This window comes from Mucilaginibacter gossypiicola (genome assembly GCF_900110105.1).
Taxonomy (GTDB): domain Bacteria; phylum Bacteroidota; class Bacteroidia; order Sphingobacteriales; family Sphingobacteriaceae; genus Mucilaginibacter; species Mucilaginibacter gossypiicola.
The window spans coordinates 1,039,613-1,055,228 of the sequence record NZ_FOCL01000001.1 but is presented as its reverse complement, the minus strand read 5'-3'; the positions used below and the strand labels follow the sequence as shown (position 1 = coordinate 1,055,228).

Annotated in this window: 9 protein-coding genes; 2 read left to right on the top strand and 7 right to left on the bottom strand. The window is 42.7% G+C overall.

The features are described from left to right. Positions 1 to 7: 7 nt before the first annotated feature. From BMX50_RS04390 to BMX50_RS04375, 4 genes are all read right to left on the bottom strand, one after another. The gene (locus BMX50_RS04390) at positions 8 to 2,833 is read right to left on the bottom strand and encodes a glycosyl hydrolase (RefSeq protein ID WP_091208137.1); all 2,826 of its coding nucleotides are present in this window, start codon (positions 2,831 to 2,833) and stop codon (positions 8 to 10) included. 84 nt (positions 2,834 to 2,917) lie between these two features. After that, positions 2,918 to 4,345: a RagB/SusD family nutrient uptake outer membrane protein gene (locus BMX50_RS04385; RefSeq protein WP_091208134.1), complete on the bottom strand. Its 1,428-nt coding sequence runs from the start codon at positions 4,343 to 4,345 to the stop codon at positions 2,918 to 2,920. Positions 4,346 to 4,357: 12 nt separating this feature from the next. After that, positions 4,358 to 7,684: a TonB-dependent receptor gene (locus BMX50_RS04380; RefSeq protein ID WP_091208131.1), complete on the bottom strand. Its 3,327-nt coding sequence runs from the start codon at positions 7,682 to 7,684 to the stop codon at positions 4,358 to 4,360. Positions 7,685 to 7,822: 138 nt separating this feature from the next. Beyond that, the gene (locus tag BMX50_RS04375) at positions 7,823 to 8,992 is read right to left on the bottom strand and encodes a FecR family protein (protein ID WP_091208128.1); all 1,170 of its coding nucleotides are present in this window, start codon (positions 8,990 to 8,992) and stop codon (positions 7,823 to 7,825) included. Between the two features lie 116 nt (positions 8,993 to 9,108). Between BMX50_RS04375 and BMX50_RS04370 the strand changes: the two genes are divergently transcribed. After that, on the top strand, positions 9,109 to 9,705 hold the full coding sequence (locus BMX50_RS04370; RefSeq protein WP_143065084.1) for an RNA polymerase sigma-70 factor: 597 nt from the start codon (positions 9,109 to 9,111) through the stop codon (positions 9,703 to 9,705). Positions 9,706 to 10,583: 878 nt separating this feature from the next. Here the strand turns inward: BMX50_RS04370 and BMX50_RS04365 are convergent. The 3 genes from BMX50_RS04365 to BMX50_RS04355 form a co-directional block, all read right to left on the bottom strand. Further along, positions 10,584 to 10,979 (bottom strand): hypothetical protein, encoded by a 396-nt coding sequence (locus BMX50_RS04365; protein WP_091208123.1) that lies wholly within the window; start codon positions 10,977 to 10,979, stop codon positions 10,584 to 10,586. Between the two features lie 269 nt (positions 10,980 to 11,248). After that, positions 11,249 to 11,971, bottom strand: coding sequence for a LytR/AlgR family response regulator transcription factor (locus BMX50_RS04360; protein ID WP_091208120.1), 723 nt, complete (start codon positions 11,969 to 11,971; stop codon positions 11,249 to 11,251). Then, a complete protein-coding gene (locus BMX50_RS04355; protein ID WP_091208117.1) occupies positions 11,968 to 13,023 on the bottom strand; it encodes a sensor histidine kinase in 1,056 nt (351 codons plus the stop codon). The genes BMX50_RS04360 and BMX50_RS04355 overlap by 4 nt, the downstream gene beginning before the upstream one ends. A gap of 264 nt (positions 13,024 to 13,287) precedes the next feature. Here BMX50_RS04355 and BMX50_RS04350 point away from each other — a divergent pair, with 264 nt between their 5' ends. Continuing rightward, complete coding sequence (locus BMX50_RS04350) at positions 13,288 to 15,612, top strand: TonB-dependent receptor (protein ID WP_091208114.1); 2,325 nt, start codon at positions 13,288 to 13,290, stop codon at positions 15,610 to 15,612. Positions 15,613 to 15,616: the final 4 nt, after the last annotated feature.

The following is a 15,616-nucleotide window of genomic DNA, read 5'->3' as shown; positions in this document are numbered from 1 at the left end:
GCAGACATCAGCTGATCATTTTTTCCTTGAACTGAAGGTATCGCGGGTCGCCATTATTGGCCTTGCCAATAAATCCGTTCAACTGCCCGGGAACAACCCGCACTTCAAGAGTATTTGTCCCTTTAACCAGGTATTTGCCCATATCCAGCACATAAGGAGAATAGATCACTTTTCCGGCGAATTTGGCGTTGATATATACTTCGGCAGTAAATGAAACATGACCAAAATCCAGGAAAAAATGACGGCCGGAGGTATTGAATGGCCATTGAAACGTGGAGGTATATATTCCTGTTTCCGATGAGTATTTTAGCTGCTCATTCGTTCGCCAGTCAAATAATTCCGAGTTTTTTATTGTTAAGCTATTTGTTTTAAGACTCCATTTCCTGATACTGAGTATTGACCTATTAGGATTAACAGTAACAGGGGGGGCAGTTCTTATTTGATGATCAATGTTATTAGTAGATGCAAACAGCAAGACTGACCCGTAGGGGGGGAGTTGATAAGAGATTGACCGGCCATTATTTTTGCATATAGTTCCGGCATCTGCATTTAGCCAATAGCTTTTTGTGTACTTTTTATCCAGGCGTAGACGGATCGTTTGCCATCCATCACTTTTGTTCCAGATAAATTTGATCCGGCTGCCATCGGTCATTTCCCGTTCGGTCTGACGGCTGAAGCGGCAGTCCTTCTGATATTTGATTGACCTGGACAGCTTGCTGATCCAGTTCCTGATGCCCTCGCTATCGTTCAGGTATTGACTGTTATGCATCTGGAGTGCCATTGAAATGCTTTGCATTGTTTTTTGATCATTCTCCCGCCAATTCAAAAAGGAGAACTGTTGAACCGGAATGGCCCCGGTAACCAGTAAGCGCATCCCTCTTGCTGCCAGCTGTTTGATTTTTTCTGCAGATTTGAGTTGAATGGTTGAGTCGTTCGCCAGGATCACGGCGGCTGACAAATTACCGCGGATATCGACAGCATTGTCTTTGTTAAGTTTCGCCGCCTGGATCGATTCGTCATTTACCCACGCCCAGGAAACACCGGCGGCTTCCAGTTGGTTGATCAGCGGGTATACCTTGCTTGCCCATTTTATTTTGGCAGGATCGGGGCCCTCATATTTTTTTGGTGGAGGTAGAGGCCCTTCTACATCTTTCAGGTAACCGGTGGTCAAAATTTCCTCCTCGTTATCAGGAGCGCCTTCTATATTTAAAAATGGATAGTAAATTAATACATCGGCATGCGGTTTCCCCGAGCGCAGGGCATATTGAACCCTCGAAACATATGTATTAACTCTTTTTTGATCTTTCCAGAAAATATTGCCCTCGCCAAGGTTGGATGAAAAGTTGATATGAGGCCCCAGGGGTGAAGAAAATAGATACCAGTTTTCGGACCCGAATTTATCTGAGACATACCGATAGGGAACGCCATGGTAGATGATCTGGTTAACTCCTGCTGCAAAAAGCTTATCAACAGCCAGCCTGATCTTTTGCGGCGTATTGGTATAAGCCCGGCCCGCAAACACTACGGCTTCTGCACTAACAACCGGTCGGTTGTATAAAAGTGCTCCGGAAGTCATGATTTTCAAATTGGCTTCAGAGCCTAACATACTTTCGGTTTCGGGGATGGAAGCGGCACCGGCCATAGCTATCATGTCCATATTAAAACCATAGGCTTGTGTGCGGAAAAGCAGGTGCCGTTTTTCGGCCCAGTTACGGCTGCTTTTGAAAAAGTGATCACGCAGGAGATCATTCAGGGTAAGATCATAGTCATAACGCAAACGCCAGTCCTGGTTGGTAAAAGAAAAATCCGGTTTTGAATCAGGTCTTGAAAAGATCACGGTATTATAGCCTTTCTGCATATTTGCAGGTAGCCAGGGTATAAGGTCGTATCCACGGCGTGTTTTGAAGTATGCAGTCAAATCATAGGCATAGAACCGATTGGCCGTAAATTCATAACTATCACTGAATACGGCCCGCATCGGGTTGCCGAAATAGGGCTGCAAGCCGGTTTGCTCACCATACAAATGATTGTAAAATTTGAGCACGCTCAGCGAATCAAAATGGTTGAGGATAGGCCCTTGTCTGGGTGAGGCAGCCATTTCGGTACTTTCTCCGGTGCGTACTGCCCAAAATCCAATCACCTTCCAGGTGCCTTTGGAGAAAGCGTAATGCAGTGTATCTTTTTGCACATACGAAGTAACCTCTTTCATGTCAGCCGTATCCAACCGTATGGTTTCATTATTACCGGAAGCCTGACCCGCAATTTGTTTAGCTATAACAACAGCGATCAGTCGGGGTAAAACTTTTGTTGGATTATCCGGCTTAATCAAAGGGACTTTTAGCATTTGCCCGCCGGTTACAGTGGATGCACCAAATTCCAGAGAAATAAAGCCGTCTTCGGGTGTCAGAAATGACCCACCCGGCGGCCAGCCGCTACCATTGGTAACATCAACAATCAGGTGCCTTTTGCGTGCTTCCTGCATTACCGTACGCAGGTTGTCATAATAATCAGGGGTGTCCCAACTTAATTTCCTTGCTTCGTCTTTTTCGTTTTTGACCGGGATCCTTCGGTTGAGCGGTTGAACTTCAACTCCCGCAAAACCATTATCCGCAAACAGGTTAAGCTCCCGTTTTAGTTCCTTTTTTTCAACCAGGTTGCCGGGCCACCACCAACGGCACATCGGCCCGAACTTCAATGGAGGCTGACTAAAGTTCTTTAATGTAAAATCATAAATGGGCAACCAGTTTTTTATTGGGGGACCTGCTTTGCTTTGCCCATAAGATAGCTGGGCGCCCATTAAAAAGGCACCAAATAAGATAATTTTGCTCCGCATTTTTATTGAATTTTGGGAGAATAATGCAAACCATTGCTCGTTGTACAGAGCAATGGTTTACTTAGCTGAATGGACTTTTGTAACTTATAACTTATCGTTAGTCAGTTTTTCAAGGGCCGGGATTGGAAATAAAGTAGAAGGTGGTAGCCTTTTACCGGCCGCCGGAATTTCTGTTTTATATCGGCCGGTTCTAAGCAGATCAAACCATCGTTTGTCCTCTTCCATAAATTCATACCCTCTTTCCCTGAATACCATATCATCGAAAGTACTTTGGGTTAGTCCTGCCGGAAGATCAACAGCGGCATTGGCAGTTGTAATGCCGACGCCATAACCTCTTCTCCGAACCATGTTAACCGCGTTGTAAGCATCTGCCGAAGGGCCGTTGACTTTATTTTCGGCTTCAGCGAAGATGAGCAGAACGTCTGCATAACGGTATAAAAAGAAATCATTGCCTGCTCCGGTTTCGGATGGAGCGAGCGGGTCCCGGAATTTGCCGTACAAGAGATCGTTTGGCGGGGCTACATTAATGACCACGTTAGTACCATTTACAACGGCTTTGTTGTACAGGGTCCATGCCTTTCTGGGATCATTATCATCCCAGTTTTTGATAAACGGAGTAGTGCTTAATGCCCCAAATGTTTCATTGCCGGCTGCCGCAAACCCTTGGAACTGATTGATTGATGCTGCATAATCTGCAACAAAACTGCCAAGTCCGTTTGATCTTGAAAATTTTAATGCGAAAACTTCTTCAGAACTTGTTGCCGAGGTTGGCGAGAAAATATCACTGAATGAGGCCAGCAGATCATAACCATAAACAGATTTGTTATCCATCACTTCTTTGGCTTTGGTACGGGCATCGGCATAACGGGCTAAGGTGAGATAAACATCAGCAAGTGTAACCTTTGCTGCTCCTGCAGTGGCCCTTCCATATTGGGTGGTAGTGTTTGGCAGGTTAGCTTCCGCAAATTGAAGGTCGCTGATGATCTGGTTATAAACTTCGGCTACCTCTGCCAGGGGCTGCCCTGTATTTTGGGCATCAGCAACCGGCTGCAAGCGCAACGGTACTTTGCCCCAGCACCTTACGAGTTGGTAATAACAAATCGCCCTTACAAACCGGGCTTCGCCGATATATTTGTTCCCATTGGCGAATGTTCCGCCCTGTAAAACATTGATCAGAATGTTAGCCCTGGAAATAGCCTGGTAAAATGTCGGCCAAAAATTATCCTGGTAGGTGATCTGTGTGAAATCGTAATTGGCATATGCTTCCTGCGGAGTATACCGTGAATGAGCGTAATCTTCCAGCAGCGTCAGTGCTGCTGTATAGTGAGATTCCCATAAGCGTCCGCGGCTGCGGGTTAGGGGCTCGTAAATGCCGACCGTTGCCGACTCGATTGACTGTGCATCAAAGTTTCCGTAAAGCAGCTGGCTTTGTGGTTGTTCTGCAAGGAACTTTTTGCATCCTGTGCCGGTGACGATACCTGCTAATAATATAATGGAGAAAAGTTTTTTCATGACCTGAGTAAATTAAAATGTTGCACTTAAACCCAATGTGATTGTCTTGGCGGTAGGGTATTGAAAATAATCTATGCCCTGACGATTGTTGGTGCCGCTGAAGGCATTTACCTCTGGATCATAGCCTGTATATTTAGTAAAAGTGATCAGGTTTTGACCGCTGACATAAAATGAAAGATTATTGATCTTCAATATTTTCGATGGTACCCTGTAAGACAACCTGATGTTTTTCATTCTGAAAAAGGAAGCATCTTCAATAAACTGGTCCGATTCGCGGGCTACAAAACGATCTGATACAACAGGATAATAGTTATTAATAGTTGATAACTTGTTAAATTGAACATCGGGCAGCGTTAGCTGATAAGCTGTAAGGTTATTGATTTTCCCTCCCTGTACGCCCGCCCAGGTCATATTCAGGCTGAAACTTTTATACTTGAAATTGAAATCGGCACCGTAGAAAAAATTAGGAAGCGAACTGCCTGCAATTTGATTGTCTGATGCGTTGATCAAACCGTCGCCGTTCACATCCTGATAAATCGGGAACCGGTTACTGTCGTAACCTACAAAATGAGGGGTGTAGAACGAGAATAATGGCTGGCCGACACGGACAATAGTTAAGGCATTATTCCCGGCATTCAATGGGTCTGAAAGGATGTCACGATTCCTGTTAGTCGCTTTAACAACGTTCACGTTTTTCGAGAAGTTAAGGTCTACGCTGAATGAAACATCTTTGGTATTGACAAATGTTGCGCCTGCTGTTACTTCCACACCTTTATTTTGCACCCTGCCAACGTTTGCAGAAATGCTGCTGAAGCCGGACGATTGCGGTAATTGAACCGTAGCCAAAAGGTCTTTGGTATCTTTGATATAATAATCCAGCGACAGGCGGTATTTATCCTGTTTGATACCAAAATCAATACCGATGTCTGTTTGGGTTGTCGTTTCCCAGGTTAAATTCTTATTAGCCAAATTAGGCGCTAACCCTACGCCAACCCCGCTTCCGCTGCCCTGAGCGGTATTGACTACGGTTGCCAGGTAAAGTGACTGGTATGGACTTATCGCCTGGTTACCGGTTTGTCCCCAGCTGGCACGGAGCTTTAAGTTAGAAACTTCTGTGTTTTTAAGAAATTCCTCTTCGCCGATACGCCAGCCGCCCGAAAAAGAACTGAAATTTGCCCATTTGTGAAGGTCCGAAAACACGGATGCTCCATCACGTCTGAAGCTGGCTGAAAACAGGTACTTGCTGTTGTAATCTAACTGTGTCCTGGCAAAAAAAGATGCAATGGTTGTTTTAGTAATAGAAGTAACCGGAATGGCAGCCGAAGTTGCGGCCTGAATGGCATTATCACTTAACTGATCGGACGGAAAGCCTGTACCTGCCAATATAATAGAACTGAAGTTATCCTGCTGGGCAGAAAAACCGGCCACGGTTTCCGTGCGCAGCTTCCCAAATGTTTTGGTATAGGTTAAAAAATCCTCAAACAGGTAGCCGTATTTTTTGGATTCAGCCAATCTTGCGCTTTGTTTGGTCACAACAACCATTGTAGACGGGTAATAGGTATCGCCTCTTGTGTTGGTATAATTAAATCCTAACCTTGTTGTATTTGATAATCCTTTTATCGGGTTGGCCACCAGATCAATGCCTCCCTGGTAATAATACGTAGTGGTTTTGTTTAATACATCCAGTAAAGCAGCCGGGCTTTCGGTAGCCGGACCACTGAAACTGTAGGGCGACACTTTTGAGTAACTGCCGCTGGCATTCCGCACAGGAACGGTTGGTACAGCAAGGAGGGTAGCTCCGATCCCGTTTGCGCCGCCGCCGGTACTATTGCTCCCGTCGGTATTTACAAATCCATTTTCTGTAGTCCTGCTGGCGGTTGAACGCGTAATGATCGTTAGCCAGTCGGCAACTTTATTATTCAGGTTCATTCTCAATGCGTAGCGGCCGAAATCAGATTTTTTGATGATCCCATTCTGGTCGTTGAAATTAGCTGATATGAAATACTGGCTATTGTCGTTACCGCCGGAAATCCCGAGGTTATAACTTTGGTTCAGCGCTGTGCGCATCGTTTCATTTTGCCAGTCGGTATTAACTCCGCCGCCTATGTTAGCCAACTCATTTAAATAAGTAGTTTTCGCAGCCGCTGAAAAATTAGCCGCACCGTTAATAAAGTCTGTTGTATAAGCTTTAAAGGCGGTTGCATCCATTAATGGCAACTTTTTCCTAACGTTCTGCACGCCGAAATAGGTATCAAAGGTGACTTTTGCTGAACCTGATTTTCCTTTTTTAGTGGTTACCAGTACAACGCCGTTAGCAGCGCGTGATCCGTAAATAGAGGTCGCCGCGGCATCTTTCAGTACTTCGATCGATTCGATGTCATTTGGATTAATGGAATTTAAACCATTGGCAGTTCTGACATCTGAATTGAACTGTGGTAATCCATCAATCACATATAAGGGTTCGTTTCCGCCGGCTATCGAAGCTGCGCCCCTGATCTGGATACTGATACCTGCACCAGGCTGTCCCGAACTTTGCTTTACTTGTACCCCCGAAAGGCGGCCAGACATACCCTGTTCAATCGACGCAACAGGCGCCTCGGTTAATATGTCGCCTTTAACGGATGAGATTGCCCCTGTTACACTTGCCTTTTTTTGTGTTCCATAGCCGATCACTACCACATCATTAAGTGATTTTTCCTGTTCTGTGAGGGTCACGTTTATAACAGTTTGGTTATTGATGTCAACTTCTTTGGTAACATAGCCTATGTACGAGAATACAAGCGTTCCCTTTAATTCGGTCAATCTGATCGAGTACTTACCATCAGTACCCGTTACCGCAGCCACATTGGAGCCTTTCAACTTCACCGTAACGCCTATCAGTGTTTCACCTTTGGTACTGGTAACAACCCCTGTGATAGTTTGCGCTGCTGGAGCCGGCTGATCGGATTTTTCGGCCTGGGGCAATGATGCTGTAACAGGTTTGGGGATAACAACGATTGTTTTTTGGTTGATTCTGTAATTGAAGGGCTGATTAGTGAAACAAGCTTTCAGCACATCTTCAAGTGATGCGTTTTTTACATGAAGCGTTAAAGGTCTGGCGTTCTTAATGAGGTCAACATCATAAAAAACACTATAGCCGCTTTGACGGTGGATATCGTTAAGCACTTCACGAAGCGAGCCATTATTTTTGTCGATGCTGATTTTTTGCGCCATTGAAGCCGCGCTTACCTGCATAAAGGATATCAGACACAAAAAGAATGACAGTTTCATGATCAATAATAATTTAGGGGCAATACAGGACATGCGCCCGCATTTCAATGCAGTATATTTTTTATACATTTGAATGTTAGGTTAATCAGAAAATTGGTTGTTTGAACGATGATCATTTGCGGATATCTAACGACAGTTTTCAAACTGTTGCCGGGGGCGGTGGTACGCTTCCGGCTATTTTGTCAGATAGCCTATGTGTTAGTAAGCTTAGTTAGTCAATAAAATCCTCCTTCCTTCAATTTGATAATGGATACCACCAGACTGGCTCATATTGTCAAGCAGTTCGGTAATCTTTTTATAGCGCGATATGGTACCGCCAAACTTTTTATTCTCAACGCTGCCGCGGAAGCTTACCTCAACGTCATACCAGCGGGAAACTATTTTCATCACCTCTTTTATGCTGAGGTCGTCAAAAACAAAATAGCCTTCTTTCCAGGCCATTACCTGCTCAATGTTGGCTTTTTGGATTGAAATATTGTTCTGGTTATGGAGGGCAATGCCTTGTAAACCAGGAGTAAGCAAGGTATTTGATGAGCCTTTACTCAAACGTACCGAACCTTCCAGCAAGGTTGTTGTAGTAGCCGCGTCATCGCTGTAGGCCGTAACATTAAAATGTGTGCCCAATACTTTTACATCTACATTATTAGCAGTAACAATAAAAGGCTTTTGTTTATTTTTTGCTACTTCAAAGTACGCTTCACCCTGCAATTTTACCGTTCTTGTTTTGCCGGTAAACGCAGTAGGATATATAATTGAAGAGGCCGAATTGAGCCAAACCCGCGATCCATCTGGCAATATCACCTGGAATTGCCCGCCACGAGGTGTAGTTAAAGTATTATATTCAATTTTTCCGGCGTTGGCAGGAGCATCCTGCCTGGCAGATGTGTAAACAAGCTGTCCATTGGCAGATTTGGTAATACTAATGCCTCCGCCTTTAGCCAACACGCCACTGCCGGCATCGGTAAGGTTGATTTGTTTGCCTCCGGGCAGGGTTAATATGGCTTTGTTGGAGCCCGGAATTATGGGGGATGACAGCTGATTGGCGGTTAATTGTGGTTTAGTGTATTGTCTGAATAAAAAATAACTTCCGAATGAAATCATCAGCAGTACAGAAGCTGCAGCCAGCCATACTTTAATTACCGGCCTGATCGGCCTTATCTGAGTCAGGCGAGTTGGTGTTGATAAAGAAAGGCGTTTGCTCAGTTCCTCAAATGATCGTTCAGCAGAGGCTTGCATCTCATCTGTGTCATTGTTACGGTATTTCTTATTGCCTGCATCATATTGGTCATACCAGCGTTCAACTTCTTGCTTTTCGGAAGGAGTACACTCGCCTGCTAAATACTTTGCGATAAGTTGGTTGAGCTTATCGTCGTTCATAATTGGTGCTTTTAATAACTTATTGCATCAAAACGGCGTTACCCCCATATACCTCAAAAAAAAACTTTAAATTACCTTTAAATTTATTTGATTTGTAAAACCAATTATTTCCAAAAGTGCCGCGTACAACTGATTTTACAGACAGTCAATTGCTCGAAATGATACGCGACGGTGATGTTGCGGCCTTTAAATTACTTTACCTGCGTTATTTTTCGGCCCTTTGTAAATCCGGGTTTCGTAAAATACAGGATGATAAAGTTGTTGAAGAAATAGTACAGGATATTTTTGTTGACCTGTGGCGAAAACGTCAGGAACTTGAAGCCGGTCAGGAAATCGGCGCATTTTTAAATGCACTTTTAAGAAATAAAATTTTACATGAATGGCGAGCACAGCAAATCAGGCAAAGGCATGTTGAAATGTTTTCTCAACTAAATACTACTGTCGGTGATGAAAGTGTATCGGAGCAATTTTATGCCAACGAGATCCAGGAAAGATTAAATGCGGCTATCTGTAATTTATCACCTCAGTGCCGCCAGGCATTTGAATTAAGCCGTTATGAACACTTGTCGTACCGTGAAATTAGTGAGCGAATGGCTATCTCCGTTAAAACAGTGGAAAAGCATATTGGAAAAGCTTTAAAAATATTGAAACTGGAATTAAGGGAATACCATATTACGGTCGCCATGTTAATCAGCATATGGCTGCAGATGTGAATAACCTCTCTGTTTTTGATAATCAGTTGTATTATATTGAATAATGACATTTTAGTTGATTCCCAATTATGACAAAAAATGCAGACGGGAGTCTCATTTGATCTTATCAAAACAATTACAGGGTATTACTTTTTTATTTGCTTCGAAAGATAAAACGCCTATAGGACATATGTGGAAAGCCGGAATATATGCGATTTGGCTAACCCATAAGAGAATGGAACCCCTTAGATAGTTGGTTCGAAAAGTGCACAGTCAGGGATCGTTAAAAGCGTTCTAATTCGTTTAAAACGCGCATTTGGTCAATTAAGTGGTTCGAATTCCGCCCAGTCAGGGGAAAGGGGACATCGAATATTATGTCAGTATCATTGTCAATTATAAGAACGAGTTCAATCATTATAGGTATAATTGCCCCTCTAAAACTTGCCTTGGTGAGTTGTAACGTTCTTAAAAATCTCATATTAAGCAGGTTTATTGTACAGCTTTTTTTATGAGCTACAGAAACAACATTTTTTTCAATTTTCCACCAACCTTTAATACAGCAATCGAATCGGATATAATTTTTACAGATTGTACGGAGTCTTTTGAATATATCAATTTTCTAAGAGATATCTGGGTTCAAAAACTTTAATTTCGGGGATTTTTTGTTAAAACGCTGGTAAAAAAAAGAAAGAGATTAATGTAATTAATACAACTTGTTTCATGGTAGTTTAATGTTGGTAACGGATAGGATGCCAGATGTTTAATAAATAAATGATGGATAGTTTATAACACAGGCCAATTATAAAAAAAAGCCTGTTATATAAACTATAACGGGCTTTGACATGAAGGTGTGGACTAGCAGGACTTTCAGTTTTACCCGAGCTAAACTGTGGTTTTGATCATTTAGTTAAGCTAAAATAATCTAATCCGTATGATATGATCAAAGGAGACTCCTCTGTTCCTAACACTATACCCTTAATCCAGACCTTATTTGCTTGAAATGCATGAACATATTTTTGTTCTAAAGGAGCTTGGGATTTATTTAGGTAAATGAACATTAAACGTGGTGTATTCGTTTTTTTTCCAACTTGACAAACGGCGATGGAATCCTGGTAGATTTTTGCGCTATAAATGCTATCATGCACGATGACAACTTTGCCAATATATTTATAGGCATCTTTAACATCGATATTTAAGGCGTTAGGATCATTTTCATAAAGTGTTGGTATTTTCTTTTGTACAAAAGCTATTTGACCAATTAATAGAATAAAGGCGACTAATAATGTACGTTTCATGGTGGATTAGTGTTGATAGGGATTAGCGGGCGTAGGATTGTTGTTATCCCCCATTCCTGAAGGAAAACTCAAGTCCTTCAAAAATTGAGGAAGTGTATTCGGATCATTGGTTACCGTCCTTACGCCGGTGCCATCATTGTAAGTTGTATATCCTGCAATTCTTAAATTAAAGGCTCTATCGTTCGGTTTCTTGGGTGCTGGTTAGTAAAGTACGTTTATCGTAAATGCTTTGCGTTTATTATCTATCACTTATCCCTTTTGAAAAGTGTTTACCTCCCAATAACCTTTTTTGAAATGAAATTCTCAAAAAAATAATTCCGGTATGAATTCCCGATCGGGATCTCGTAGTTTCTTATCAGGACAGTATTGTTATCAAACGAGCTGATCTCTTTGACGTTGATGACATAGGATTTGCTGATCCTGACAAAAATATGCTGGGGAAGTTGCTCATGAATTGTTTTGATATTCATTGCTGTCATCACCCGCTGGTTTTCGGTTTGAATAACCACATAGTCTTTCAGTCCTTCGATAAAGAGGATTTCCTTAAAATAGATCTTAACAAATTTCCTTTCCGATTTCACGAAGAAATAGTCGTCGCCCTGATGCGGTAATTCAGGTGTCGAAACCTCGCCTTGTAGAAGTTTGTTGTAAGCGAAGGCTTTATTGACCGCTTTTTGAAAACGTTCGTCCTTAACCGGTTTAACCAGGTAGTCGATAGCGTCTAACTCAAATCCTTCCAGTGCATATTCAGGGTAGGCGGTAGTAAAGATGACAAGTGTTTCGGCAGGGATACTTCTGGCGAATTCAATTCCATTTATCCCGGGCATTTCAATGTCCAGAAAAATCAGGTCAACAGCCGATGCGTCCATGTGTTTTTTTGCCGTCATTGCATTATTGAACGTTGCCACGATTTCCAGATCTGGTATCTTACTGGCCAGCAATTGTATCGCTTCTCTCGCCAGCGGTTCGTCGTCAACAATTATCGCCTTCATATTTTTATAGTTAAATGCACATTAAAGGTTTCAGTATTATCTGTGATCCATAGCTCATGCCTTTCCGGATAGATCAGTTCCAGCCTGCGCTTTACATTGGATAAACCCAAACCACCGCTAACACTCCGCTTAACTGGTATCCTTGGTTTGGAATTGATACAATGAAAATTCAACTCCTTTCCTTTAAAGGCGAACAATACGTGTACAAAAGAACGTTCCTCCGCGTCATTATTGTGTTTTACCGCATTTTCTATAAAGGTGATAAACAATAACGGTGGTACTTCAACTCCCTGTAAACCGCCCTCCATAGTAATGGTAAAGTCAAAGTTATCACGCCTGATCTTCTCCAGGTTTAAAAAATCCTCCAAAAAATGAATATCCGAACTTAAAAATATCTTGCCGCGGGTGCTGTCATAAAGTTGGTAACGCAGCAGGTCGCTCAGTTTCATTAATACCTCAGAGGCTTTTTCAGGGTCTTTATAAATCAGTACGTTAGCGTTATTTAAAGTATTAAAAAGAAAATGGGGATTGATCTGCTTTTTCAGGTTCTCTAACTCCGACTGTATCGTTGCCGTTTCTAATTCGTTGATCCGCTGCGAGTCTATGATCCATCGTTGAAACAGTTTGACCGCCGCCGAAGCGCCCATCAGTACGGTGAAAACTAAGTAAAATGCCACCCAGTTGGATTGCTCTTTCGGGGTGACAACCTGGCCGAAATAACTGGCTATGAGACGCCTGGTGTAAAAGCCGGCTATATGGGCCAATCCAAATAAGATAATATTCCATAAGCAGTAGCCCATGTAATTATCCTTGAAAAGAAATTTAGGAACCAGCCAATACATGTTGACATATAACAGGCCCAATACGATAAGCGAGATACTGAACTTAACATACAGACTTGCCGGGGCAGGGTACCCGATCTTACTATTATAAAAGGCAGCGCACAAAAGAGTGACCAGTATCAAATGCCGCAATACACGGTATTTCCGGTCTATGATAAACTGGAGAATAATATCATTGTTAAAGGTCTTTACCCTGTTCACGGAGTCCATAGTGCTAAATTTATTCAAACTTAAAGGTAAAGAATCCAGCTTATCCCATTTGATGAATTATACGAAAACCCGTGGTTATTATACCAAACAGGGATATCCGCTTTATTTATATTTCAGGTTGAGTATCAAGTCACCTGCAGATCAATACAGTGTTTTTCAATTCTATAAACGGAAAGTACATTGGTATAATAATTAGCTGCTTTGGTATAATATGAAAAAATGGCATCTGAGCCGCGCATAGTTTTGGCTCAAATTTGATTAACCATGCCCAGATGCTTTTTATTTTTTGTTGCTTTTTTATGTTTAATTTCAACAGCCTACGGCCAGAAAAAAGTGACTATCAGCGGTACCATTAAAGATGCCACAACAGGTGAAACCCTTATCGGCGCATCTGTACGTATCAAAGAATTACCGCAAAGCGGTACCTCCAGCAACAACTTCGGCTTTTATTCCCTATCGGCACCAGAAGGAGAGTATACACTGATCTATACTTATATCGGCTATGATACGCAGACCAAACAGCTGTCGCTGCATAAAAGCCAGGCCATAGATATTAAGCTGGAATCCAAAAGTACATTGAACGAAGTAGTGATAAGTGCCAGCCGGCCGAACAATGATCAGATCGTTTCTCCCCAGATGGGCGTAGAGAAATTGAATATGTCGCAGATCAACAAAGTACCGGTTGTTTTGGGCGAAAAGGATATCCTGAAAACCATTGCACTAATGCCGGGCGTCAAATCCGCCGGCGAAGGGAATACAGGTTTCTATGTGCGCGGCGGTTCTTCTGATCAGAACCTGATCCTGCTGGATGGCGCACCTGTTTATAATGCTTCACACTTATTTGGCATCTTTTCTACTTTTAATTCGGACGCCATAAAAGGAGTAGATATTTACAAGGGAGGCATGCCCGCAGAATACGGTGGCCGCTTGTCATCTGTGCTGGATGTCAACATGAACGATGGCAATAGCAAGAACTTTACCGTACAAGGTGGATTAGGACTGATCGCTTCACGTTTAAAAGTAGAAGGCCCTATCGACAGCGGCAAAGGCTCATTTATGGTCAGCGCCAGGGGAACTTATATTGACGTATTCACCAAGCTCGCTAAAGATTCGTCGATCAAAGGCAGTTCGCTGTATTTCTATGATTTCAACGCCAAATTTAATTACCATTTCAATCAAAACAATGCCATATTCCTTTCCGGGTATTTCGGTAAGGATGTTATCGGCCTTGATAATATCTTCGGGACTAACTGGGGCAACAAAACAGGCACCATCAGGTTTAACCATATCTTCAGCCCTAAACTCTTTTCAAACACCTCACTGATCTACAGTAATTATAACTATCAGATCCAGAGTTTTGAAAGCAATGACAGTTTTGAAGCAACCTCCAAAATAAATGATATCAATTTTAAGGAAGACTTTCAATACGCCGCCAGCGACCATCACCGCATCAAATTCGGTATCAACGTTCTTCACCACTCAATTGCGCCGGGTAATATATCTTCATCGTCAAACACGGTAAATAATATTAATGTAGAGCAGCGGTATGGCTTTGAAAGCGCTGCGTATATAAGCGATGAATGGAAGGCAAGTAACAGGTTAAGCATCCTTTATGGGGTGAGATTAAGCGACTTTTCTTTGTACGGGCCCGGTTCTTTTAATACTTATAATGCGGCAGGAAATGTAAGCGGAACCAAATCCCACGGTTCCGGCAGCATAGTAAAAAATTATTTTAATCCGGAACCCCGGTTGTCTGCCAGTTATCAGTTGGACAGCGTTAGCTCATTTAAGTTCTCTTATAACCGCAACACCCAGAATATCCACCTGCTGACCAATTCCACCACCAGTTCACCTACCGACCTGTATGTGATGAGCAGCAATAATATCAAACCCGAAATTGCCGATCAGATCTCAACCGGCTGGTTCAGGAATTTTAGTGATAACCAATTTGAGTTTTCGGCAGAGGTTTATTATAAATGGCTGCAAAACCAGATCAATTATAAAGATGGGGCACAGCTGGTTGCTAACCAGGATGTAGAATCGCAATTGGTGTATGGTTCGGGCAGGGCTTACGGCCTGGAACTGTTTCTGAAGAAGAAATACGGCAAATTCAATGGATGGATAGGCTATACGCTTTCCAAAACGGAGGATAAGTTTGCCGCAATAAACAATGGTAATTATTTTGCAGCACCACAGGACCGTCGGAATGATCTTTCGGTAGTGGGGATTTACCAGCTGACCAAACGCTGGTCGCTTTCAGGTACATTTGTTTACAGCACCGGGCAGGCCGTGACCTTTCCGACGGGTAAATACGAAGTAGGCGGTTTAACCACATTCTCCTATTCGGCCCGCGACGCATCCCGTGAACCGGCTATTAACCGTCTCGATATAGGTGCCACACTGGAAGGTAAACAACATAAGAAATACCACTCCAGCTGGACTTTTAGTATTTACAATCTGTATGGCAGCCGCGAGCCATATTCCATCACTTTCCGGGACAGCAAAACAGTCCCTAATACCACAGAAGCTGTACAAACCAGCATTTTCGCAACCCCAATTCCATCAGTAACCTGGAACTTTAAATTTTAATCTC